This window comes from Oceanimonas doudoroffii, assembly GCF_002242685.1.
GTDB classification, from domain to species: Bacteria; Pseudomonadota; Gammaproteobacteria; order Enterobacterales; family Aeromonadaceae; genus Oceanimonas; species Oceanimonas doudoroffii.
Window position 1 is genome coordinate 63141 of record NZ_NBIM01000003.1, and the last position, 21900, is coordinate 85040.

A 21900-nucleotide genomic window follows, 5' to 3' on the forward strand; every position below is an offset into this window, starting at 1 on the left:
GTTCAAGCAGTCATCCTCCAACCATAAGGACGAAATCATGATCACCTTTTATTTTCATCACACTCCCAATCCGATGAAGGTTGCCCTGTTTCTGGAAGAGACCGGCCTACCCTACCAACTGGCTCCGGTAGATACCCTCAAGGGCGAGCAACACACACCCGCCTACCGCGCCATCAATCCCAACGGCAAGACACCGGCGATCGTGGATGACGGGCAGCGGGTGTTTGATTCCAATGCCATTCTGCTTTATCTGTCGGAAAAAAGCGGCCAGCTGGGCGCCGCCCCGGCATTGCGGGGGGAGTTACTCTCCTGGCTGATGTTCATCGCCACCGGACTGGGACCCTATTCAGGACAGTCGGTGCATTTTCGTCACGCCGCCCCGGAAAAACTGCCCTATGCCATTAATCGTTACCTGCGCGAGGCACAGCGCCACTACGAAGTGCTGAATACTCACCTGGAAGGGCGCGACTACATAGTGGGTGACGACTTCACCATCGCCGACATCGCCGCCTGGGGCTGGATCGACAAGGCCAGTGTGGTATTGGGTGAAGATGGCCTGGCTCCCTACACCAATCTGCAACGCTGGTTCAGCGCCATCGATGCCCGCCCGGCGGTGGCCAGGGCTCGTCAGCTGGCCAAACAGGCCAACTTCAAGACCGAGTTGGACGAGACCGCCCGCCGAGCCCTGTATCCACAGAATTACGCGCAGGCCGAACACGAGCAACAAGCGAAGTGACGAACGAACGGTAACCCCTTTCGATCAATGAATCTGGTCGTGAGCCGACATTGGAGGTCGGCTCACGATTCAGGCATGCTAAAATGACCGGATTGTTTACGCCACTAACAATCACATGAGGTTTCCGTGAAGGCGCATATAGTCCTTGCCAACCGGTTGATCAGGCTTGTCGCCAACCTTACCAAGGTGCTGAGCTATGGTTTTCACTACGTTTTTCCCAACAAGCGCTTTACCCTGCCGGCGCGTTCCGCGCCATTGATAAAGGGGCCAGGCAGGCCCATTCCGCGCATCATCTGGCAGACCAATTACACCGACAAGGCCACCCTGCCGGTATACCTGAACTACCTGTTTAACCGCATCATGTCACCCACCTTTGAGTATCGCTTCATGATCACCGAAGCCCGGGCCGAGTTTATTCAGGCCCACTACTCGCCGGAGATTTTTGCGGCCTATTCTCGGCTGCAGATCGGCGCCGCCCAGGCGGACTTCTGGCGATTGCTGGTGTTGCACAAATACGGTGGCGTTTACCTGGATATCGACGCCCACGCGGTGTGGCCGCTGGGGTATACCATTCGCTCGCATCACGACGAGCTCTATATCATTCGCAAGAACAACGAGCTGACCAACTACTTTATCGCCAGCAAGCCCGACAACCCCAACCTGGCGGCCCTGATCGATCGCGTGCTCACCAATATTCGGGAAAACACCATCACTGGCGTATACGACATGACCGGGCCAGGGGTATTCAACCAGGTGCTGGACTACCGGCAAGTGCCCACCACCTGGTATCGCCACACCTGCAGCCAGGGCAGCTTTACCAACGAGTACTTTCAGTACATCGACAAGCCCCAGGGGAAGTGGACCAAGGAACAGCACAAGGTTGACGTGGTACGCCGGGACACACCCGATGGCTGAAGTTCAGCCCTCGGCCTGCCAGCCAGGCCAGCTCAGCTCCAGCTCCATGGGCGGGGCCGCCGGCGCCTGCCCCACCATTTCCTGATAGGCCGACACCTGCACCAACACGCAGCGCACCACCATCAGCGATGCCAGCCGCTGCCGAACCTGTTCAATACAGCGAAAGGACAACACTCGCCCCGCGTCACCCAGCGGGTGTCGTTCACCATCTATCTCCGCTTCCACCGTGTACAGGCTCATGTCGTGGGAGTGAATAAAAAGGGTATCAACGGGTACCGACTGCCGCAGCAGGGTCTCGACTTGCCACATGGTTCCGCTCCTTTATTTCAACTTTTTTAAGGCCGAACATGCAGACCGGTACCGACCAGAAATGCTTGCGTCACCGCACAATCACCAAAAATAACTCGGAAATTACGAAGTTTCCGGCAGGAAAAAACTGATAGAGCCGAAGCGAGCTGCTGATCATAATGAAATCTGCGTGGAGGGCACTTCCGCAGCAAGCTATAGTTACTTTTTGACTGGCCGTCGCATTTGCAACGGCCATTTTTTTATTTCCGGCTTTCTGGTAGGATTGGCCGCCCCTGATCCCGGCTGGCGGCTCGGGACGTATCACGAACGGGCAGAACACTATGGCGCACATCGGTACCCTATTCATTATTTCCTCTCCCAGTGGCGCGGGCAAATCCAGCCTGATCCAGGCCCTGCTTGACCGCCCCAGCACCGATGGCCGGTTGCAGGTTTCCGTGTCGCATACCACCCGCAGCGCCCGTCCGGGCGAAGAGCACGGCGTGCATTATCACTTCGTCGACAAACCCGAGTTCAAGGCCCTGATTAACCGGGGGGCCTTTTACGAATGGGCCGAAGTGTTCGGCAACTATTACGGCACCTCCCGAGAGTGGATTGATCAACAGCTGGCCCAGGGGATCGACATTCTGCTCGATATCGACTGGCAGGGTGCCCGCCAGATTCGGGAGCAATCTCCCAGCGCCAAGTCCATCTTTATTCTGCCGCCCAGCCGGGAAGAGCTGGAACGCCGGCTCAATGCCCGCCAGCAGGACAGCGCCGAAGTCATACAGGGACGCATGGCCAAGGCGGTGTCGGAAATGTCCCACTACGACGAGTACGATTATCTGCTGGTCAACGACACCTTTGAGCATGCGCTCAACCAGCTCAGCGCCATTATCGAGGCCGAGCGCGCCAATACCGCCAAACAGGCGGTCCGCTACCAGGACTTGCTTTCCCGGCTACTGGCGGAATAAGCTAATATCCATTAGAATTTTGCACCTTTTTTAGTCATTGGAGTCTGTTATGGCCCGCGTTACCGTTGAAGATGCCGTAGAACAGGTTGGCAACCGTTTTGATCTGGTGCTGGTTGCAGCCCGCCGCGCCCGCCAGCTGGCTACCCAGGGCAAAGATGCCCTGGTAGAAGAAGAGAACGACAAGCCCACCGTTATCGCCCTGCGCGAAATCGAAGAAGGCCTGGTCAACCATGCCGTAATGGATGCCCAGGATCGTCAGGAACAGCAGGAGCTGGAAGCCGCCGAACTGGCCGCCGTGGCCGCCATTACCGAAGGTCGCGGCTGATCCTTCTCGGCCCTGGCCGACGGGGCCCGCCTGGCGGGCCCACTGCTTTTTATCGCGTGTTAACGGCATTCTCTGTCGGGGTATTTCCTTGTATCTGTTCGAACCGCTGAAAGAACTCGCTGTCACCTATCTGCCCCCGGAGCAGATGGCGCAACTCAAGGCCGCCTACATCGTCGCCCGCGATGCCCATCAGGGGCAAACCCGCTCCAGCGGCGAACCCTACATTACCCACCCCGTTGCCGTTGCCCGCATTCTGTGCGAGATGCGCCTGGATCAGGAAACCCTGATGGCGGCGCTGCTGCACGACACCATTGAAGACACCCCGGTGACCCGGGAGATGCTCGACGAGCAGTTTGGCAGTGCCGTGGCCGAGCTGGTGGAAGGGGTCTCCAAACTCGACAAGCTCAAGTTCCGCAACCGCAAGGAAGCCCAGACCGAAAACTTCCGCAAGATGGTGCTGGCCATGACCCAGGATATTCGGGTCATTCTGATCAAGCTGGCCGACCGCACCCACAACATGCGCACCCTGGGGGCGCTGCGCCCGGACAAGCGCCGGCGCATCGCCCGGGAAACCCTGGAAATCTACGCCCCCATCGCCAATCGCCTGGGCATTCACAGCATCAAGAACGAGCTGGAAGAGCTGGGATTGGAAGCCCTCTATCCCATGCGTACCCGGGTACTGCGGGAGTCGGTGCGCCGGGCCCGAGGCAATCGCCGCGAGATCATCGAGTCGATTCTGGCCGAGATTCAGGGACGACTGGACGACGCCCACATCGAGGCCCAGGTCAAGGGCCGGGAAAAGAACCTGTTCTCCATCTACAACAAGATGGTGAAAAAAGAGCTGCAGTTCCACGAGGTAATGGACATCTATGCCTTTCGCGTGATCGTGAAGGACATCGACACCTGCTACCGCGTGCTGGGGCAGATGCATACCCTGTTCAAGCCCCGCCCGGGCCGGTTCAAGGACTATATCGCCATTCCCAAGACCAACGGCTATCAGTCGCTGCACACCTCCCTGGTGGGCCCCCACGGGGTGCCGGTGGAGGTGCAGATCCGCACCGAATACATGGATCAGATGGCCGACAAGGGTGTGGCCGCGCACTGGGCCTACAAACAGGACGGCGAAGCCTCAGGCACCACCGCCCAGGTGCGGGCCCAGCGCTGGATGCAGAGCCTGCTGGAGCTGCAGCAGAGTGCCGGCTCGTCCTTTGAGTTTATCGAAGGGGTCAAAACCGACCTGTTCCCCGACGAAATCTACGTGTTCACTCCGGAAGGCCGCATACTGGAGCTGCCCACCGGCGCCACCGCCGTCGATTTCGCCTATGCCGTGCACACCGACATCGGCCACGCCTGCGTCGGCGCCCGGGTGGATCGCCAGCCCTATCCGCTGAGCCAGCCGCTGCACTCGGGCCAGACCGTGGAAATCATTACCGCCCCCAGCGCCCGCCCCAACGCCGCCTGGCTCAACTTTGTGGTTACCTCGCGAGCACGCACCAAGATTCGGCAGTTCCTCAAGAACCTGCGCACCGAGGAGTCGGTCATGCTGGGCCGGCGCCTGCTCAATCACGCCCTGGGAGCCAAGAACCTGGAAGACATTCCAGTAGAACGGGTCGAACAGGTGCTGAAAGACACCAAACACGGCTCCATTCATAACCTCCTGGCCGACATTGGCCTGGGCAACGCCATGAGCGTGGTGGTGGCCCGCCGGCTGCTGGACGACACTCCGAGAGAGCGTCAGAAGACGGTGAAGAAAATGCCCATTCGCGGCGCCGACGACATGTTGCTCAACTTTGCCAACTGCTGCCGGCCCATTCCCGGAGATCCCATCGTGGCCCACATCAGCCCGGGCCGGGGCCTGGTGGTACACCTGGAGTCGTGCAAGAACATTCGCGGCTATGGCAAGGAGCCCGACAAGTACCTGGCGGTACAGTGGGACATGGAGCAGGACTTCGACTACGAATTCAAAACCGAAATCGCCATCGAAATCGTCAACCACCAGGGCGCCCTGGCGGAGCTGGCCAATGTGATTGCCGCGACCGGTGCCAACATTCACAGCATTGCCACCGAAGAAAAAGACGGCCGGGTGTATGTGGTCGACCTGCTGATCACCACTCGCAGCCGCATTCACCTGGCCAACATCATGCGCAAGATTCGTGTCACCCCCAATGTGCTCAAGGTGTATCGCCAGCGTAAATGATCTGATGAAGGGTAAGGAGTGAGGGGTGAGGAGAAACGGCCCCCTCACACCTCACTCCTCACACGAAGTCTTTCACGCTACACTGGGGCTATGCCGTCATTCATAACCGATCGGAGCCCTCCATGCTCTCCCGCCTGCTGCTGCTGGGGATCTGCCTTGCCATGAACACCGCCATTGCCCAAACGCCGCGCCTGACCACCGAAGCCGAGCTGAGCATGCTGGGTCTGAGTGGCCTGCAGCAATACTGGCAGACCCACGCCACCGAAGGCCGCTTCACCGGCCATCATGACCTCTCCCTGCCCTGGGCCGCCCTGCGCGATTCGGAACACGGCAGCACCCTGGTGCTGATCAACGGCCGCACCGAGTCCTACCTCAAATACCAGGAACTGGCACGGGATCTGTTTGAAAACGGCTATAACGTCTACCTCTATGATCACCGGGGTCAGGGCCTGGCACCTCGGCTCACCGACGATCCACTGATGGGTCATGTGGCCGACTTTGACGATTATGTGCAGGATCTGGAGCTGTTCATGCGGCAGGTGGTGTTGCCCGCGGGCCCACAGCCGGTGTATCTGCTGGCCCACTCCATGGGGGGTACCATAGCGGCGCTGTGGCTGAGCAAAACCAGTGTGCAGGTGCAGGCGGCGGCGCTGTCTTCTCCCATGATGGGCATTTATCTCGGTCCCCTGCCCCGCTGGCTGGCCGACGGCTTGGTCTCGGTGCTGGGTACCGGCTGCCGCTGGCTCGGCCGCGATGTCTGCTATGCCCCCGGTCAGGGTGGCTATGAGGAAACGCCCTTTGCCGACAATGAGCTTACCCACAGCGAAGTACGCTACCAACTGTTTCGCGAGCTGTACCGGGACCGCCCTGAGCTGCAACTGGGCGGGGTCAGTCTGCAATGGCTGGAGGAGAGCCTGGCCGCCGGTGACCGCACCATCGCCCGCGCCCGCCAGATAACCACCCCGCTGCTGGTGCTGCAATCCAGCCAAGACGTGGTGGTGAGCAACGAGGCCCAGGACGCCTTTTGCCAAGCCCTGCGCCACTGTGACGGCGGTGGTCCCAAACGCATCAAGGGTGCCGCCCACGAGCTCTTTCTTGAGCAGGACAAATACCGCAACCGCGCACTAAAGGCGGTGCTGGCTTTTTTTGAACAACACCCCTGAACCACGGAAAACCAGCCATGTATGACGTGATCGTCTCCGATTTGGACGGCACCTTGCTCAACAGCCAGCACCGCATTTCCGACTACACTCGCGAGGTGCTGCACGAACTGACCCGTCGGGGCGTGGAGTTTATTGTGGCCACCGGCCGCCATCATGTGGACGTGCGCGCCATTCGCGATCAACTGGGGCTGAACGTGAGCCTGATCACCAGCAATGGTGCCCGCATTCACGACGCCCAGGACCGGCTGCTTCACAGCCGTGCCATTCCGCCGCACATGGTCGAGGATCTGTTGTTTCGCTTTCGCCTGCCGGGGGTGCACCTCAACCTGTATCAGGGCGATCACTGGCTGGTGGAAGAGCCCCTGCCCGCCCTGCTCGACTTCTGCCCCGACAGCCCCTTTCGCTATCGTGTGACCGACCTCGGGCAACTGTCCATTGAGGGCGTGGACAAGGTGTTTTACGCCGGCAGCCACGACCAGCTGATCGAGGTGGAAGACATGCTGCTGGCTCACTTCGGCGACAAACTCAATATCACCTTTTCATTGCCCATCTGCCTGGAAGTCATGCATGGCGCGGTCAACAAGGGATCGGCCATGGCGTCACTGGCCGAACGAAGCAAGACGCCGATGGAGCGGGTGATCGCCTTTGGCGATGGTATGAACGACTATGAAATGCTGCGCCGGGCCGGCACCGGCGTGGTGATGGCCAACGCCCACACTCGGTTGCAGGATGCCCTGCCTCACCATGCTCGCACCCACAGCGCCGACGAAGACGGCGTGGCCCGCTACCTGGCCCGGGTGTTTGAGCTGTAGTCCGATTAACTCGCCGGCTGGGAAGCCATGCAAGGATGCAGCAGCAGGGTTACCTGTAGGTTGCGAATTAGCGTAGCGAATTCCAACACACAGCCAGCTGCGGAATGTTGTGAATTCGCATCGCTCATCGCCAACCTACGTCACTGCTGCCGGGCTCACACCCCCGTCATGCCCAGAATGGCCTGCCGCTCGGCATCGGTAACCGGCATCACCGACAGCCGGTTGCCCTTTTTCACCAGCGGCATGTTGGCCAGGGCCGGATTGGCCTTGAGCGCGGCCAGGGGCAGCAACGGCAGCCTGCGCTCAAAGGTGAGTTCCACCGCATACCAGCGCGGCTTTGCCGGGTCGGACTTGGGATCGAAATAGGGGCTGTCCGGGTCAAAGGCAAAGGGGTCGGGAACGCCGGCGCGCACCACCCGCGCCAGCCCGGCGATACCGACCCGGCTGCAGCTGGAATGATAGATAAACACCTCGTCCTCTTCCTTGACCTCATCCCGCAGGAAATTACGCGCCTGATAGTTGCGAACCCCTTCCCACAGGGTGTTGGCGCGGGCCAGATCGTCGATGGAAAAGGTATCGGGTTCGGTTTTGAACAGCCAGCAGGCCATGATGCTTCCTCATCTTTTGTTGCGCCGCCCGCTGGCGGCCGGGATTGCCCTGTGGCAACCTTGAATGGTCGCCATACTGACCCTACCCGGAGAAATTCGCAATGCGTAACCCCCTGTGGCTACTTCCCGTTCTGCTGTTGGCTGGCTGCGGCGGCACACCGCCACCGCCGGCGGCGCCAGAACCCGAGCCCGAAGTACAGGCCGAGCCGGAACCCGCGCCCCAGCCCTATGAAAACGGTGTTATCAGCGTACCGATAAGTCCGCTGCAGGAGCTGCCGCCGGAATGGTAATGGAGCATTATATCGGCATCATGTCCGGCACCAGCCTGGACGGCATCGACGCCGTTCTGGTGGCCACCGACGGTCGCCGCATTGAACTCAAAGGCGCCGTCAGCGCACCCATTGATGCGTTGCTGCGGGAGCGGCTGCTGGCGCTGGCGGTTGGCGGTACCGTGACCGCCCGGGAGTGGGGCGAGCTCGACGTGGCCCTGGGCCAGGCCTATGCCGAGGTGACGCTGCAACTGCTGGCCGACACCGGCCTGCGGGCCGCCGAGGTAAGCGCCATTGGCTGCCACGGCCAGACGGTGTGGCACCAGCCCGACGCCGAGCTGCCGTTTTCACTGCAACTGGGGGACGGCAACCGCATCGCCGGCCTGACCGGCATCACCACGATCACCGATTTTCGCCGCAAGGACATGGCCCTGGGCGGCCAGGGTGCGCCCCTGGTGCCCGCCTTTCATCAGCGGGTGCTGGGCCATGCCGAGCGGCTGCGCATCGTGGTCAATATCGGCGGCATCGCCAATATCAGCGTGCTGGCCCCGGGCCGGCCGGTGCAGGGCTACGACGTGGGCCCGGGCAACATGCTGATGGATGCCTGGTGCCGGCGCCATACCGGCGCTCCTTATGACAAGAATGCGGCCCTGGCCCGCCAGGGTATGGTGCTGCCGGCACTGCTGGCGCGCCTGATGGCCGAACCCTGGCTGGCGCTGCCGCCACCCAAGAGCACCGGCCGGGAGCTGTTTAACGACGCCTGGCTCGATGCACGGCTTGATGGCGACGAAGCCGTGGCCGATGTACAGGCGACGCTAACCGAGTTTACCGCCGCCGCCATTGCGCAGCAGGTGCGCCACTTTTCCGACGGCGAGCTGCTGGTGTGTGGTGGTGGCGGCCATAACCCGCTACTGATGGAACGGCTGGCCGCGCTGCTGCCCGGCTGGCGGGTCGCCACCACAACAATAGCCGGGGTCGACATGGACGCCATGGAGGCCATGGCCTTTGCCTGGCTTGCGCACCAGACCCTGCACCGGCTGCCCGGCAACCTGCCTGAGGCCACCGGCGCAAGCCGCCCGGCGGTGCTGGGCGCCCTTCATTTTCCCGACTGACGAGACATTCATGAACAACCCGCTGATCCAGGATCTGGCACGGCTGGCCTCGGAAGGCCGCAACCCGGATACCCTCAACATAGACACCCTGAGCGCACTGGACATCGTTACGCTTATCAACCGGCAGGACAAGGGCGTGCCCGAGGCGGTAGCCAGGGTGCTGCCCGCCATTGCCGCCGCCGTGGACATGATAGAAACCGCCCTGCGCGCGGGGGGCCGGCTGATCTATACCGGTGCCGGCACCAGCGGCCGGCTGGGGGTGCTGGATGCATCGGAATGCCCGCCCACCTTCAGCGTGCCCCACGGCCTGGTGCTGGGGCTGATCGCCGGGGGTGAAGCAGCCATGTTCCGGGCGCAGGAAGGCGCGGAAGACAACGAGCGGCAGGGCGAGCAGGATCTGCGCGATATTCAACTCACCGACAAGGATGTGGTGGTGGGTATTGCCGCCTCCGGCCGCACCCCTTATGTCATTGGCGGTCTGCGCTACGCCCGCCGCCTGGGGGCCGGCACCGCGGCGCTGGCCTGCAATGCCGGCTCTGCCATCGGCCGGGAGGCGGCCATTGCCATCGAGCCCGAGGTAGGCCCCGAGGTGATCACCGGCTCTACCCGGCTCAAGGCCGGCACCGCCCAGAAGCTAGTGCTCAATATGCTCAGCACCGCCGCCATGATTCGCCTGGGCAAGGTATATCAGAACCTAATGGTGGATTTGCACGCCAGCAATCAAAAGCTGGAAGCGCGTGCCATTCGCATTGTGATGCAAGCCACCGGCGAGAATGAAAACACCGCCGCCGAGGCCCTGGCGGCGGCAGATAATGAAGTGAAACTGGCGATCCTGATGCTGCTGACCGGTCTGGGCAAGACCGAAGCCAAGGAGCGGCTGACCCGAGGCCAGGGTGTGCTGCGCCGGGCCCTGGCGGACTAACGACGCGACTCAGCGCTCGTCCTGCTCGTCTTCCCGGGCCAGGCGGGCGCGCAGTTTTTCTTCCCGCTTGCGGTACCAGTGGGCCTTGAACGCCGTCCACCAGTCGGCCGACAGCTCACCGCCATAGGCCTCGAGCAGGGCGATGACCCTGTCCAGGGTAAGCACGGCGGCATCGTAGTCAATGTCCAGCCAGTGCTTGCGCACCACCACCTTGGCTACCCCCGGCTCGGCATCGAACACTTCCGCCAGCTTTTCAATCTGCAGCTGGTTCATGTGATCCAGCCGAAGATGACGCCGCACCAGGGTTCTGTCATCGACTTTTGAATCTGCGGTCATGAAGCGGCTCCTTTTGCCCGAAAAAGTAGGTCAGTCCGAGTTAAGAGCAAAGCGGGCCCAAAGGCAAGCCGCCCGGTTGCAAAGCGGGCCCGGCTGTTTCACCATATCGTGGAAACCGTTTTCAAATTCCCAAGAGGCAAGCATGGATACTACCGTCACCCTCAAGGCCACCGCCGGCCTGCCCGCCGTTACCCTGCCAACCATCGGTCAGGGCACCTGGTATATGGGCGAAGGACTCAATCCCCGCCAGGCGGAGGTAAAAGCCCTGCAACAGGGACTGGATTTGGGACTCACACTAATCGACACCGCCGAAATGTACGGTGACGGTGGTGCCGAAGAAGTCGTGGGAGAAGCGCTGAAGGGCCGCCGCGACCAGGCCTTTCTGGTATCCAAGGTGTATCCCTGGAATGCCGGTCGCCGCAGCGCCATTGCCGCCTGCGAGGCCAGCCTTCGGCGCCTGGGCACCGATCACCTCGACCTTTACCTGTTGCACTGGCCCGGCAGCATTCCGCTGGAAGAAACCCTGGAAGCCTTTGAAAGGCTGCAGGCCGACGGCAAGATCAAGCGTTTTGGCGTGTCCAACTGCGATCTGGGCGAAATGCAGGAGCTGGCGTATACCGACGGCGGTGATCAATGCACGGTCAACCAGGTGCTCTACCACCTGGGCTCCCGGGGCATTGAGCATTCCCTGCTGCCCTGGCAGCGGGAGCGAGGCCTGCCCACCATGGCCTACTGCCCCCTGGCTCAGGGCGGCCGGCTGCGGCGGGAGCTGTTCGGCCACCCCGAGCTGCGTGCCATTGCCGCGGATCTGAACGTCACCGTGGCTCAGTTGCTGTTGGCCTGGGCTACTCGCCCGGTGAACGGAAAGCGCGATGTCATTGCCATCCCCAAGGCGGTGCAGCCCGAGCATGTGCGGCAAAACGCCGAGGCCCTCACGCTTGATCTCGGTGACGACGTGCTGGCCCGCCTCGATGCCGCCTTTCCGGCCCCTCAGCGCAAGACTCCACTGGATATCGTCTGATTTACCTCGCCCCGGCCAGCACCGGGGCGTTTTTTTCATGTCTTCTCACCAACTTGTGGCTAATGGCTTCCCCTCTTAACCGCTGTTATGCTGCCTTTCTTTTCCCCTTGACCGCATAAGGAAGCAGTGTGGACTACCAGCAAAACATGCCCGACGCCGAGGGCTATTTCGGCGACTTTGGCGGCTCCGAAATTCCGCCCGCACTCAAGCAGGCCATGGACGACATCACGCGGGCCTATCAGGAAATTTGCCAGCGCGAGGACTTTCGGCAGGAGCTGCAGCGGCTGCTGACCCATTTCGTGGGCCGACCCAGCCCGGTATATCACTGTGAACGCCTGAGCCAGCAACTGGGCGGCGCGCAAATCTACCTGAAACGGGAAGACCTCAACCATACCGGCGCCCACAAGATCAATCACTGCCTGGGCGAGGCCCTGCTGGCCCGCTTTATGGGCAAGAAGAAGGTGATCGCCGAAACCGGCGCCGGCCAGCACGGTGTGGCCCTGGCCACCGCCTGCGCCCTGGTGGGCATTCCCTGTGAAATTCATATGGGGCAGGTCGACATTGAAAAAGAGCATCCCAATGTGATGCGCATGAAGATCCTCGGCTGCACCCTGGTACCCGTGACCCGGGGCACCGCTACCCTGAAGGACGCCGTCGACAGCGCCTTTGAGGAATACCTGAAAAACCCCACCGACTACATTTACGCCATCGGCTCTGTGGTAGGTCCCCATCCCTTCCCCATGATGGTGCGGGATTTTCAGAAGGTGATCGGCCAGGAAGCCCGGGAGCAAATGCAGGACATGACCGGCGAACTGCCGGATGTGATCCTGGCCTGTGTGGGCGGCGGCTCCAATGCCATGGGACTGTTTGACGCCTTTCTTAACGACGAGTCGGTACGCATCATGGGGGTGGAGCCCGGCGGCAAGGGGCTCGATACCCCGGATCACGCCGCCACCATGACCCTGGGCACGCCCGGCGTCATTCACGGCTTTCGCTGCCATGTACTGCAGGACGCCAGCGGCGAGCCGCTGCCGGTGCACTCCATCGCTTCGGGCCTGGATTACCCTGGGGTGGGTCCCCAGCACAGCTACCTGAAGGAAATGGGCCGGGTGGAATACACCAGCATCACCGATCAGGAATGCCTGGACGCCTTTATGACCCTGTCCCGCACCGAGGGCATTATTCCGGCACTGGAAAGCGCCCACGCCGTGGCCCAGGCCATCAAGCTGGCACCCACGCTCAGCCAGGACAAGGTCATTCTGGTCAACCTGAGCGGCCGGGGCGACAAGGATCTGGACTTCGTCTGCCGCAAGCTGGGACTGAATTAAGCCTGCCGGGCCGGTCGGTCCACCCTTCGCTGGCCTGGCCCGTGTTCACCCCGGCCAACGCGTGTGCAAATCGTCGATAACATAGGGATGCACATGGCATGGGGGACCACCGGCCAGGTGGGGGTGCCCGGCGGCGAGATCATCATGGCAGTGATAGAGTCCGCCGGCATCCACCGCCGGCCACAGGCGAGCGGCCGCCAATACCGCCGCCAGGGCAATCGCGGCCAGCAATACCAGGGTGGGCAAAAGCCCCAGCGCACTGCCCAGCCAGCCGGCCAAGGGGTAGGCCAGCAGCCAGCAGGCATGCGACAGGGAAAACTGGGCGGCAAACACCGCCGGCCTGTCTTCGGCGTGGGCCGAACGCGCCAGCAACCGTCCCGACGGGGTCTGCACCAGGGCATAACCGATACCCAGCAGCCACCACGGTAACAGCAGCCACATCAGACTTTGCATACCGGTGGCCGCCAACAGCCCCGCCACCAGACACAGTCCACCAGACAGCATCAGGGTCCGTTCCTGCCATCGTTTCAGCAACAACGGCAATGCCAGCGCCGCCATCATGGAGCCCGCCCCAAAGCAGGCCAGGGCCAGCGCGGTATGCCGCTCCGACAAGCCCAGCCGGGCCTGAACCATCACCACCGTATTCACGATAACCATGGCCCCGGCACAGGCTACCGCCAGGTTCAAGGCCAGCAGTCCCCTGAGCCGGGGAGTGGCCAGATACACACGCAGGCCGCGTGTCACTTGCTGGTAAAAGCTTCCCTGGCCGTTGGCTCGCGGCACCGGCAGTGTGGTCGCCAGCAACAGCAAGGCCGAGGCCACAAAACCGGCCATGGTACCAATAAACAGGCCATGCCAGCTCATCAGGGACAGCAGCGCCACCGCCAGTGCCGGACTGAGCAGGGTCTCCAGATCATAAGCCAGGCGCGACAGGGACAAGGCCTTGGTGTATTGCTCCTCATCCTTGAGCACTTCGGGAATGGTGGCCTGATACAGCGGGGTAAAACAGGCCGAGGCCGACTGCAGCAGAAAAACCAGCACATAGACCTGCCATACCTGGGTGACGAAGGGCAGGCCCAGTGCCGTGGCTGCCCTGAGCAGATCCAGGGTCACCAGCAGGGGGCGGCGGGGCAACCGTGCCGTAATGACGGCAGCGACCGGAGAAATCAACACGTAGGCCACCATCTTGATGCCAAAGATGGAGCCCAGCACGGCGCCCGCCTGGTTACCCGCCAGCTCAAATGCCAGCAGGCTCAGGGCCACGGTGGCCAGCCCGGTGCCCAGCAGGGCAATCACCTGGGCGGTGAACAGTTTTCGGTAGGTTCGGTTGGCCAGTATGCCGAGCATGACGCCCTCCTGCCGTTAAAGGCACTTGCTGGTGGTCCCGTTCACCGCCCGTCATGCCTGCCCGATGCCGGCAGGCATCATGCCCGAATAATGATGGTGACCGCTTACACCACCTGACCGGCGACCCAACCGGAGCTCCAGGCCCACTGAAAATTGTAGCCTCCCAGCCAGCCGGTCACGTCCATCACCTCGCCAATAAAATAGAGGTGAGGCACCTTTTTCGCCGCCATGGTCTTGGACGACAACTCGTCGGTGTCGACCCCGCCCAGGGTCACCTCGGCGGTGCGGTAACCCTCGGTGCCGCCCGGCTGCAGCGGCCAGGCGGCCAGGGTGTGCTCCACCGCCGCCAGCTCTTTGGGAGTGTATTGCTTAAGCGGCTTGCTGTTGAGATCTCCCCGGGTCAGCAGGGCCTCGATCAGCCGTCTGGGCAGGTGCCGCGCCAGCCAGGTTTTCAGCTCCTGATTCGGGCTCTCTGCCACCGCCCCGGCCAAACTGCCGGCGGGCAGCAGCTCAAAGCACACCCGCTCACCGGGCTGCCAATAAGAAGAAATTTGCAGCACCGCCGGGCCGGATACGCCCCTGTGGGTAAACAGCAGGTTCTCGGCAAAGCGAGTGCCGTCTTCACTTTCCACCACCACCGGCAGGCTGACGCCGGACAGGCTTTCCAGGGTCTGTTTGTCTTCCGGTTGCAGGGTAAAGGGCACCAGGCCGGCCCGAGTGGGCAACACCTTGAGACCAAACTGTTCCGCCAACCGGTACCCCAGGGGCGAGGCGCCTATTTTGGGCATGGACAGGCCGCCGGTGGCCACCACCAGCGACTGACAGCTGTACTGTTCGCCGGCAGTAGCCACGCCAAAGCCCTCACCAAGGCGCTCCACATTCAGCACCTCGGACCGCAGCCGTATGGTCACGCCGGCAGACTCACACTCCGCCACCAGCAGATCGACGATGTTCTGCGCCGAATCGTCGCAGAACAGTTGTCCCAGGGTCTTTTCGTGGTAAGCAATGCGATGCTTGTCGACCAGGGCGATAAAGTCCCACTGGGTGTAGCGGGCCAGGGCCGACTTCACAAAATGCGGGTTGGCGCACAGGTAGGCGCCGGGCTCCACATGGTAGTTGGTGAAATTGCAGCGTCCCCCCCCCGACATCAGGATTTTGCGGCCGATGCGCTTGCCGTGATCCAGCACCAGCACGCGGCGCCCTCGCTTGCCGGCCTCGGCGGCACACATCAGACCGGCGGCGCCGGCACCGATCACTATCACATCCCAGGCCTGCATGGCATTTCCTCGAACAAAGCAAAAAAGAAGGGCATTCTACTCGTCGCACCGCCGCCCGGCTATGCCGGCCCCCTTGGCTGTGAGTATAATTGCCACCATGAGCGAACTCGCCGACCAGTTTCATTCCCTGAGCACCCTGCTGCAACGCCATCACGGCGACTGGCAGCGGCTGCCCTTTGCCTGCCGCACCCTGCCCTGGCCGGAACTGGCGCCGGTGCTGAGCACGCTGTCGGAAGACGATCTCGACGCCCTGGAAGCCGAACCGGCCGCGGCTCATGGCCTGCTGGCTCCCTATCGTTCGGAGGTGGCGGCGGTGCACGACTGGCCCATCCCCACCCTGAAAAGGGCCAGTGATTACGCCACGCCCCGCTGGAGCAGCGGCATTCCCGGCCGAAAATGGGCGCAGATCAGCGACTTTGCCGCCAATATTCACGGCCATCACCCCATTCTCGAATGGTGTGCCGGCAAGGGCCACCTGGGCCGGCTGCTGGCCCTACAGCAGCAACAGGCGGTGACCAGCCTGGAGTGGAGCGCGGATCTGTGCCGACAGGGGAAAGCCCTGGCCGAGCGGTTGCAGATCGAGCATCACTTTTACTGCGCCGACGCCCTGGCTCCCGAGGCCGCCGGGCTGTTTCGCCGGGAGCAACAGGCGGTGGCACTGCATGCCTGCGGCGAATTGCACCTGCGCTTTCTGCAGCACGGCGTGAGGGCTGGCACGCGGTCACTGACGTTGTCGCCCTGCTGCTATCACCTGATCACCGGGCAGCACTACCAGCCATTGTCGACGGCGGGCCGTCGGGCCGGGCTGAGCTTAAGCCGCCACGATCTGCGCCTGCCCCTGCAGCAGCAAGTGACCGGTGGCGAACGGGTTCGTCGGCTGCGCCAGATCGAACTGACCTGGCGACTGGCCTTTGACGAGCTGCAACGGACTCTCACCGGCAACGATGCCTACCTGCCCCTGCCCACCTTTCCCAAGCAGTTACTGAGTGGTGACTTTGCCGCGTTCGCCCGCTGGGCCTGTGAGCGCAAGGGGCTGGCCGTGCCCGCACAGATTGACGACGCGCACTGGCTCGCCCTGGCCGACGAGCGCCGCCTGCTGGTCAAGCGCATCGAGCTGGTGCGCCACCTCTACCGTCATCCGCTGGAGCTGTGGCTGCTGCTGGATCGGGCCCTGTTTCTTGAAGAGCAGGGCTACCGGGTCACCCTGGGCACCTTTACCGACATGGCCAACACGCCCCGTCGTTACCTGCTGCAGGCCCACAAACCCACAGCCGCGCCCTGAAACGAACGTCAACCACGGACAGGAGACTTCATGAAAACACCGGTACGCTTTGTTCCCCCTACCGCCTTTGAATTGTTGATGATGGTGCTGTCCATCGTGTCACTGGTGGCCGTGGTACTGCACCAGTTCGGCCCTTTTAATGCCAACGAAAAGGAGCTGCTGCTCTACCTCGACACCGGTATCTGCGTGATCCTGCTCAGCCACTTTTTTTATGGGCTGGCCAGGGCACCCAGCAAGAAACGCTTCCTCAAGGTGCACTGGATTGACTTTATCGCCTCCATTCCGGCCATTGACGTGTTGCGCTACGGCCGAATTTTTCAGGTGCTGCGGGTGCTGCGCATGCTGCGGGTCGCCAATCAGGTTATTCGCCACCTGCTGAAACACAGTGGCAGCACCATGATGGCCTCCATGCTGCTGGTGCTGGTGGTGGTGATCAGCGGCAGTGCCATCGCCATTCTGATGACCGAAGCCGGCCACCCCGACTCCAACATCGAAACCGCCGAAGACGCCATCTGGTGGGCCCTGGTGACCATTTCCACCGTGGGTTATGGCGATCACTATCCGGTGACCACCGCCGGCCGCATTATCTCCTCGGTGGTCATCTTTGCCGGGGTAACCCTGTTTGCCGGTGTGTCGGGCCTGGTGGCCTCGGCGGTGCTCAGCCCCAAAACCGAGGAGCAACAGGAGGCGGTGGAAACCGAAGGGCAGGAGCTGAACCAACAGCTGGGCGCCCTGCGCACCGAAATCGCGTCATTGCGGGAAGAAATACACACCCTCAGGGATGCCATCGGCCAGCGGCGCTCCTGAATCCCTCGGCCACGGATATAGACTTTATGGTACTTGTGCCGGGGCGGCGGTCTGGCCTATGCTGGCGGTGTTGCAAAACTTTCGTGCAGCTCACGGTTTGTTTACTAACGGATTGATAGGGTTGAAAAAAAGGAGATTTGTAATGACAGAGCCGTATCAGTACAAACACATTTTGGCGGCGGTCGACATGACCGAGAAAAACCGCAAGGTGATCGCCAAGGCGGTAGACAGGGCCCGGGCCAACAACGCCAAACTGTCAGTCATTCATGTGGACGTGGATCTCAAGGATCTCTATACCGAGATGATCGACATCGACATCGACAACATTCAGGACCAGGTGGTGGCCGACGCCAAGCAACGGCTGGAAGACTACCTGGCCGATATTGACTATCCCATCGAGAAAAAACTGGTGATCTGCGGCGATTTGACGCTCAAGGTCAACGAGGCGGTTGAGCAACATGGCGTCGACCTGCTGATCTGCGGCCATGAGCAAAGCTTCTGGAGCCTGCTTACCTCTTCTGCCCGCCAGCTGATGAATACCGTGCCCTGCGATCTGCTGGTGGTACCCCTGCCCAAGGGTTGATGTTGCCGGGTGGCCGGTTACTGGCCACCCGCGTCCCGCAGCAGTTGCCTGAACCATACCAGTGCCGGGTCAAATTCGGTCAGCGGATGCTGGGCCAGCACATAGGTGCTGTGCAGCGGTTCGCTCAGGGTATGCGACTGCAACGGATAATGAATACAGAGGTCACGGCCGATCATTTCCGGCACCACCGCCAGGTAACGGCCGGTGGCCAGCAATCTGGGCAGGGCTTCAAAGCTCGGCACCCAGACGCCAATGTGCCGCACCAGCCCCTTTTCACTCAGCCAGCCATCCACCAGGGTCTGATTATGGCCCCAGTTGGAGGTGGACACATGGCTCCACTCCACCAGCTGCGACGGCTCGATCACTTCGGGCAGCCGGCTGTCTTTAGCCGACAGGCACACCATGGGGTTGTGAAACCAGGTGTCGGTAAGCAGCCGCTCCGACAAGTGATCGGCCCCTGCAAAACTCACCACCAGATCCAGCTCGGCCCGGGCCAGGGCATCTTCATAGTCGGAGTTGACCAGCTCACTGACCGCCAACCGACAGCCCGGTGCCCGAGTGTGCAGCAGCTCAACCAGTTGTGGCACCACGCCGTGTTCGATGGAGGACGGCACCGCCAGCCGAAAGGTACGCTGCGAGCGGGATGGCTCAAACCCCGCCGACTGGCGCACACCCTGCTCCAGCAGGGCCAGGGCCTGGCGCACCGGTGTGGCCAGGGCCTGGGCCCGCTGGGTGGGCCGCATTTCCTTGCGGGTCATGACAAACAGCGGATCGTCCAGGGTCTGGCGCAACCGCCCCAGCGCATGGCTGACCGTGGACTGGGACAGGTTCAGCCGTTCCGCCGCGCGAGTGACGTTGCGGCACTGCATCAGCACGTCAAACACCCTGAGCAGATTCAGATCCAGCCGTTGAAACAGATTATCCATCGATATTCACCATGCACCCATGACCACAATTCATTTTTAGCATAAGCGATTCAACCATAGAATGCCGGCCATCGAGTTTAACGTCGGCGTGGTGATGAAACGTCTCTGACGGTCCGGTCAAACACGGTTTCGGGCATGGTGGCATCATGGGGGGTACTGCCTGTCTCGGGTCGCGCAAGCGGCACGACAAACGAACCGTTGACGATCGGGCAATCCAGTTTGCCACGCTGACAACCTTTTCGGGTTTTATTGCATCGACAATATGCCCAACCCGTTCTGCGTGTGGTGTTGAACCACTTTTGTTTGGGGACGTCATTCTCTCCTTTATGACAAACCTGCTATTGGTCCCGGGCCGGCGCATTGCGCCGGCTTTTTTTATGGCCGGCTTTTTCCGGCAGCGGCTGGATCGCCCCGTGGGTTTACGCCATTATGGCGCTCTTTCGCGACCCATGAACATGATTCCACCATGCCTTATCTGGTTTTTGTCACCCTGCTCTGGGCCTTTTCCTTCAGCCTTATCGGCGTTTACCTGGCCGGTGCCGTCGACAGCTACTTTTCGGTGTTGAGCCGAGTGGCCCTGGCCGCCCTGCTGTTTGCCCCCTTTTTACGCTGGCACCAGCCACCCCGGCTGGCACTGGGGCTGATGGCCTGCGGCGCCCTGCAGCTGGGGGTGATGTACCTGTTTTATTATCAGTCGTTCCTGCTGCTGACGGTGCCGGAAGTGCTGATCTTCACCGTGCTCACCCCCGTGTATGTCACCCTGATCTACGATCTGCTGCACCGGCGTTTTCGCCCCGGCTACCTGTTTACCGCCGCCCTGGCGGTGTTGGGTGCCCTGGTGATTCGCTTTGACGGCCTCACCGATGACTACCTGCTTGGCTTTGCGGTGGTGCAGGGCGCCAACCTCTGCTTTGCCCTTGGTCAGGTCGGCTATAAGGTGCTGCTGGAACGCTACCCCGCCGACGAGCCCCAGCACAAACGCTTTGGCTACTTCTATCTGGGCGCGCTGCTGGTGGTGGTGCCGGCCTGGCTGCTGCTTGGCGGCGGCCGGTATCCGGCCACCACGCTGCAATGGAGCGTACTGCTGTGGCTGGGGTTGGGAGCGTCCGGGCTGGGCTATTTTCTGTGGAACAAGGGCGCAACCCGGGTCAACGCCGGCGCCCTGGCGATCATGAACAACGCACTGGTACCCGCCGGCCTGCTGGTCAATTTGCTGATCTGGAACCGGGACGCCGATCTGCCCCGGCTGGCGCTGGGCGGCGCCATCATACTGGCCTCATTGTGGCTCAACGAGGGCTGGTTCAGCACCTCAAAAGTCTCACGCAAAGGATAATAATTCTCTTTTTCAATTGAAACCTTTCCCGCCATTGTTCAATATGGCTCCATTCAGAGCCACCACTGCAAACGGCAGGCCGCCAAAGTGAGTGGATTCGTGACTCAATGGATCAGCGGGGAAGGCGAACATGAACTTCGAGCGAACATCATTACCAACGCAGGCAGCGAGAATGGCAAGCCTGGACCTGGCCCGTGGGCTGGCGGTGCTTTTTATGATCCTGATTCATGTGCTGGACTTCTACGGTCGGCCCGAGGTAAGAGACACACCGTTGGGCAGGGTCGTCCAGTTTCTCGGCAGCCCGCCGGCCGCACCCATTTTTGTTTTTATCATGGGTATTTTTATTGTCTGGTCAGGGCGCCAAAGCCTGGCGTCCGGGCTGGCTCGGGCGGCCTGGCTGTTTGCCCTTGGCTACCTGCTGAACCTGGCGCGGGGCGCGCTTCCCATGTGGCTGTCATTACAAATGGGACTGGTGACCGATGAGCAGCTGGGTGGCTACACGCCGCTGAGTGAATTACTGATTGTCGATATTCTGCAGTTCGCAGGCCTGGCACTGGCTATTTGTGTGGTACTGAAACATTACCTTGCGGATCCCAGGTGCTGGATGGCCGCCGGCGTACTGGTCATCTGCGCCTCTCCCGCGCTCTGGGACATTTCCAGCGACTGGCCGGTGCTGAACGAAGGGCTGCAACTACTCTGGGGAAACAAGGAGCAGGGAGCCATGTTCCCGCTGTTCCCCTGGCTGGCGTTTCCCCTTTTTGGCATGGCATTTGGCCACTGGCTCAGGCAGAGCGATAACCATCACCGCTTCTTTCGTCGCACACTGTGGGCCGGCCTGCTGTGTATGGCTGCGGGAACGGCCCTGCTCCTCGTCGACAGGGACCTCCATTACGGCTACTACCTGAGAAGCGGCCCGGGCGGCATGCTCTGGCTAACCGGCTTTGTAATGGCCTGGCTCTGGCTGTGCCATTGGCTCGCCGAAAAAGTCGGTTCGCGCCCGGGTCTCGGGCTGCTGCTGTTCTGGAGCAGGAACGTAACATCCATCTATGTACTGCAGTGGCTGGTGATCGGCTGGGGACTCATGCTGGTCGGCTCCCGGCAACTCGATTTCACCGATACCCTGGTGGCGATGGTCGTCGTGCTGCTGCTGTCGGATTCGGCAACCCGGGCCTGGCTGAGGCTGCGCAGACGCCCACGCCATGCTCGGGTTATGAAGCCCGCGGCCGATGCCTCAGCCGAACAAAACTGACGGCGGGATCATGCCCCGTGCCGGCATCACGATTTGGCGCGGCACGACGGCGCCGGGTCACAAAATCAACATTTCCCCGGCGCCGGGCCATGG

General features: G+C 61.7%; 23 protein-coding genes. 17 read left to right on the top strand and 6 right to left on the bottom strand.

The window, feature by feature from the left end; genetic code table 11:
* Positions 1-37 precede the first annotated feature (37 nt).
* Together B6S08_RS11245 and B6S08_RS11250 are read left to right on the top strand one after the other, a co-directional pair.
* On the top strand, positions 38-736 hold the full coding sequence (locus B6S08_RS11245) for a glutathione S-transferase family protein (protein ID WP_094200911.1): 699 nt from the start codon (positions 38-40) through the stop codon (positions 734-736).
* Between the two features lie 126 nt (positions 737-862).
* Complete coding sequence (locus B6S08_RS11250; protein WP_094200912.1) at positions 863-1651, top strand: glycosyltransferase family 32 protein; 789 nt, start codon at positions 863-865, stop codon at positions 1649-1651.
* A 3-nt stretch (positions 1652-1654) separates the two neighbouring features.
* Here B6S08_RS11250 and B6S08_RS11255 read toward each other — a convergent pair whose 3' ends face one another.
* Positions 1655-1960 carry a DUF6482 family protein gene (locus tag B6S08_RS11255; RefSeq protein WP_094200913.1) on the bottom strand — a complete coding sequence of 102 codons (306 nt, stop codon included), beginning with the start codon at positions 1958-1960 and terminating at the stop codon, positions 1655-1657.
* 320 nt (positions 1961-2280) lie between these two features.
* Between B6S08_RS11255 and gmk the strand changes: the two genes are divergently transcribed.
* The 5 genes from gmk (at position 2281) to B6S08_RS11285 (ending at position 7407) form a co-directional block, all read left to right on the top strand.
* A complete protein-coding gene (gene gmk / locus B6S08_RS11265) occupies positions 2281-2910 on the top strand; it encodes a guanylate kinase (protein WP_094200915.1) in 630 nt (209 codons plus the stop codon).
* Between the two features lie 49 nt (positions 2911-2959).
* Entirely contained in the window at positions 2960-3235 is a 276-nt protein-coding gene (gene rpoZ / locus B6S08_RS11270; protein WP_094200916.1) for a DNA-directed RNA polymerase subunit omega, read from the top strand.
* 88 nt (positions 3236-3323) lie between these two features.
* Positions 3324-5432 (top strand): bifunctional GTP diphosphokinase/guanosine-3',5'-bis pyrophosphate 3'-pyrophosphohydrolase, encoded by a 2109-nt coding sequence (spoT, locus tag B6S08_RS11275; RefSeq protein ID WP_094200917.1) that lies wholly within the window; start codon positions 3324-3326, stop codon positions 5430-5432.
* A 122-nt stretch (positions 5433-5554) separates the two neighbouring features.
* Positions 5555-6595 (top strand): alpha/beta fold hydrolase, encoded by a 1041-nt coding sequence (locus B6S08_RS11280; protein WP_094200918.1) that lies wholly within the window; start codon positions 5555-5557, stop codon positions 6593-6595.
* Positions 6596-6612: 17 nt separating this feature from the next.
* Positions 6613-7407, top strand: a complete 795-nt coding sequence (locus B6S08_RS11285) for a Cof-type HAD-IIB family hydrolase (RefSeq protein ID WP_094200919.1) — start codon at positions 6613-6615, stop codon at positions 7405-7407.
* A gap of 155 nt (positions 7408-7562) precedes the next feature.
* On the opposite strand, the gene B6S08_RS11290 is transcribed toward B6S08_RS11285, so the two are convergent.
* A complete protein-coding gene (locus B6S08_RS11290; protein ID WP_094200920.1) occupies positions 7563-8015 on the bottom strand; it encodes an EVE domain-containing protein in 453 nt (150 codons plus the stop codon).
* 101 nt (positions 8016-8116) lie between these two features.
* Here B6S08_RS11290 and B6S08_RS18475 point away from each other — a divergent pair, with 101 nt between their 5' ends.
* Genes B6S08_RS18475 through murQ form a run of 3 tightly spaced genes read left to right on the top strand, consistent with a single transcriptional unit; the run spans position 8117 to position 10318 of the window.
* Positions 8117-8305, top strand: a complete 189-nt coding sequence (locus tag B6S08_RS18475) for a hypothetical protein (protein WP_094200921.1) — start codon at positions 8117-8119, stop codon at positions 8303-8305.
* Positions 8299-9396 carry an anhydro-N-acetylmuramic acid kinase gene (locus tag B6S08_RS11300; RefSeq protein WP_094200922.1) on the top strand — a complete coding sequence of 366 codons (1098 nt, stop codon included), beginning with the start codon at positions 8299-8301 and terminating at the stop codon, positions 9394-9396. Before B6S08_RS18475 ends, B6S08_RS11300 begins: the two co-directional genes overlap by 7 nt.
* A 10-nt stretch (positions 9397-9406) precedes the next feature.
* Positions 9407-10318 carry an N-acetylmuramic acid 6-phosphate etherase gene (murQ, locus tag B6S08_RS11305; RefSeq protein ID WP_094200923.1) on the top strand — a complete coding sequence of 304 codons (912 nt, stop codon included), beginning with the start codon at positions 9407-9409 and terminating at the stop codon, positions 10316-10318.
* Between the two features lie 9 nt (positions 10319-10327).
* Here murQ and B6S08_RS11310 read toward each other — a convergent pair whose 3' ends face one another.
* On the bottom strand, positions 10328-10654 hold the full coding sequence (locus B6S08_RS11310; protein WP_094200924.1) for a hypothetical protein: 327 nt from the start codon (positions 10652-10654) through the stop codon (positions 10328-10330).
* A 142-nt stretch (positions 10655-10796) separates the two neighbouring features.
* Here B6S08_RS11310 and B6S08_RS11315 point away from each other — a divergent pair, with 142 nt between their 5' ends.
* Positions 10797-11675, top strand: a complete 879-nt coding sequence (locus B6S08_RS11315; RefSeq protein ID WP_094200925.1) for an aldo/keto reductase — start codon at positions 10797-10799, stop codon at positions 11673-11675.
* 128 nt (positions 11676-11803) lie between these two features.
* Entirely contained in the window at positions 11804-13003 is a 1200-nt protein-coding gene (gene trpB / locus B6S08_RS11320) for a tryptophan synthase subunit beta (RefSeq protein ID WP_211284222.1), read from the top strand.
* Between the two features lie 45 nt (positions 13004-13048).
* Here trpB and B6S08_RS11325 read toward each other — a convergent pair whose 3' ends face one another.
* A complete protein-coding gene (locus B6S08_RS11325; protein ID WP_094200926.1) occupies positions 13049-14350 on the bottom strand; it encodes an MFS transporter in 1302 nt (433 codons plus the stop codon).
* 104 nt (positions 14351-14454) lie between these two features.
* Positions 14455-15627 carry a BaiN/RdsA family NAD(P)/FAD-dependent oxidoreductase gene (locus tag B6S08_RS11330; RefSeq protein ID WP_094200927.1) on the bottom strand — a complete coding sequence of 391 codons (1173 nt, stop codon included), beginning with the start codon at positions 15625-15627 and terminating at the stop codon, positions 14455-14457.
* A 97-nt stretch (positions 15628-15724) separates the two neighbouring features.
* On the opposite strand from B6S08_RS11330, the gene B6S08_RS11335 reads away from it, so the two are divergent.
* The 3 genes from B6S08_RS11335 to B6S08_RS11345 all read left to right on the top strand — a co-directional run bounded on the left by B6S08_RS11335 (position 15725) and on the right by B6S08_RS11345 (position 18299).
* Positions 15725-16909, top strand: coding sequence for a methyltransferase (locus B6S08_RS11335; protein WP_094201074.1), 1185 nt, complete (start codon positions 15725-15727; stop codon positions 16907-16909).
* 30 nt (positions 16910-16939) lie between these two features.
* Positions 16940-17716, top strand: a complete 777-nt coding sequence (locus B6S08_RS11340) for an ion transporter (RefSeq protein WP_094200928.1) — start codon at positions 16940-16942, stop codon at positions 17714-17716.
* A gap of 142 nt (positions 17717-17858) precedes the next feature.
* Positions 17859-18299, top strand: a complete 441-nt coding sequence (locus tag B6S08_RS11345; RefSeq protein ID WP_094200929.1) for a universal stress protein — start codon at positions 17859-17861, stop codon at positions 18297-18299.
* 17 nt (positions 18300-18316) lie between these two features.
* Here B6S08_RS11345 and B6S08_RS11350 read toward each other — a convergent pair whose 3' ends face one another.
* A complete protein-coding gene (locus B6S08_RS11350; RefSeq protein ID WP_094200930.1) occupies positions 18317-19225 on the bottom strand; it encodes a LysR family transcriptional regulator in 909 nt (302 codons plus the stop codon).
* A gap of 466 nt (positions 19226-19691) precedes the next feature.
* Here B6S08_RS11350 and B6S08_RS11355 point away from each other — a divergent pair, with 466 nt between their 5' ends.
* Positions 19692-20558 (top strand): carboxylate/amino acid/amine transporter, encoded by an 867-nt coding sequence (locus B6S08_RS11355; RefSeq protein WP_094200931.1) that lies wholly within the window; start codon positions 19692-19694, stop codon positions 20556-20558.
* 172 nt (positions 20559-20730) lie between these two features.
* Positions 20731-21807 (top strand): heparan-alpha-glucosaminide N-acetyltransferase domain-containing protein, encoded by a 1077-nt coding sequence (locus B6S08_RS11360; RefSeq protein ID WP_169716401.1) that lies wholly within the window; start codon positions 20731-20733, stop codon positions 21805-21807.
* The last annotated feature ends 93 nt before the right edge of the window (positions 21808-21900 follow it).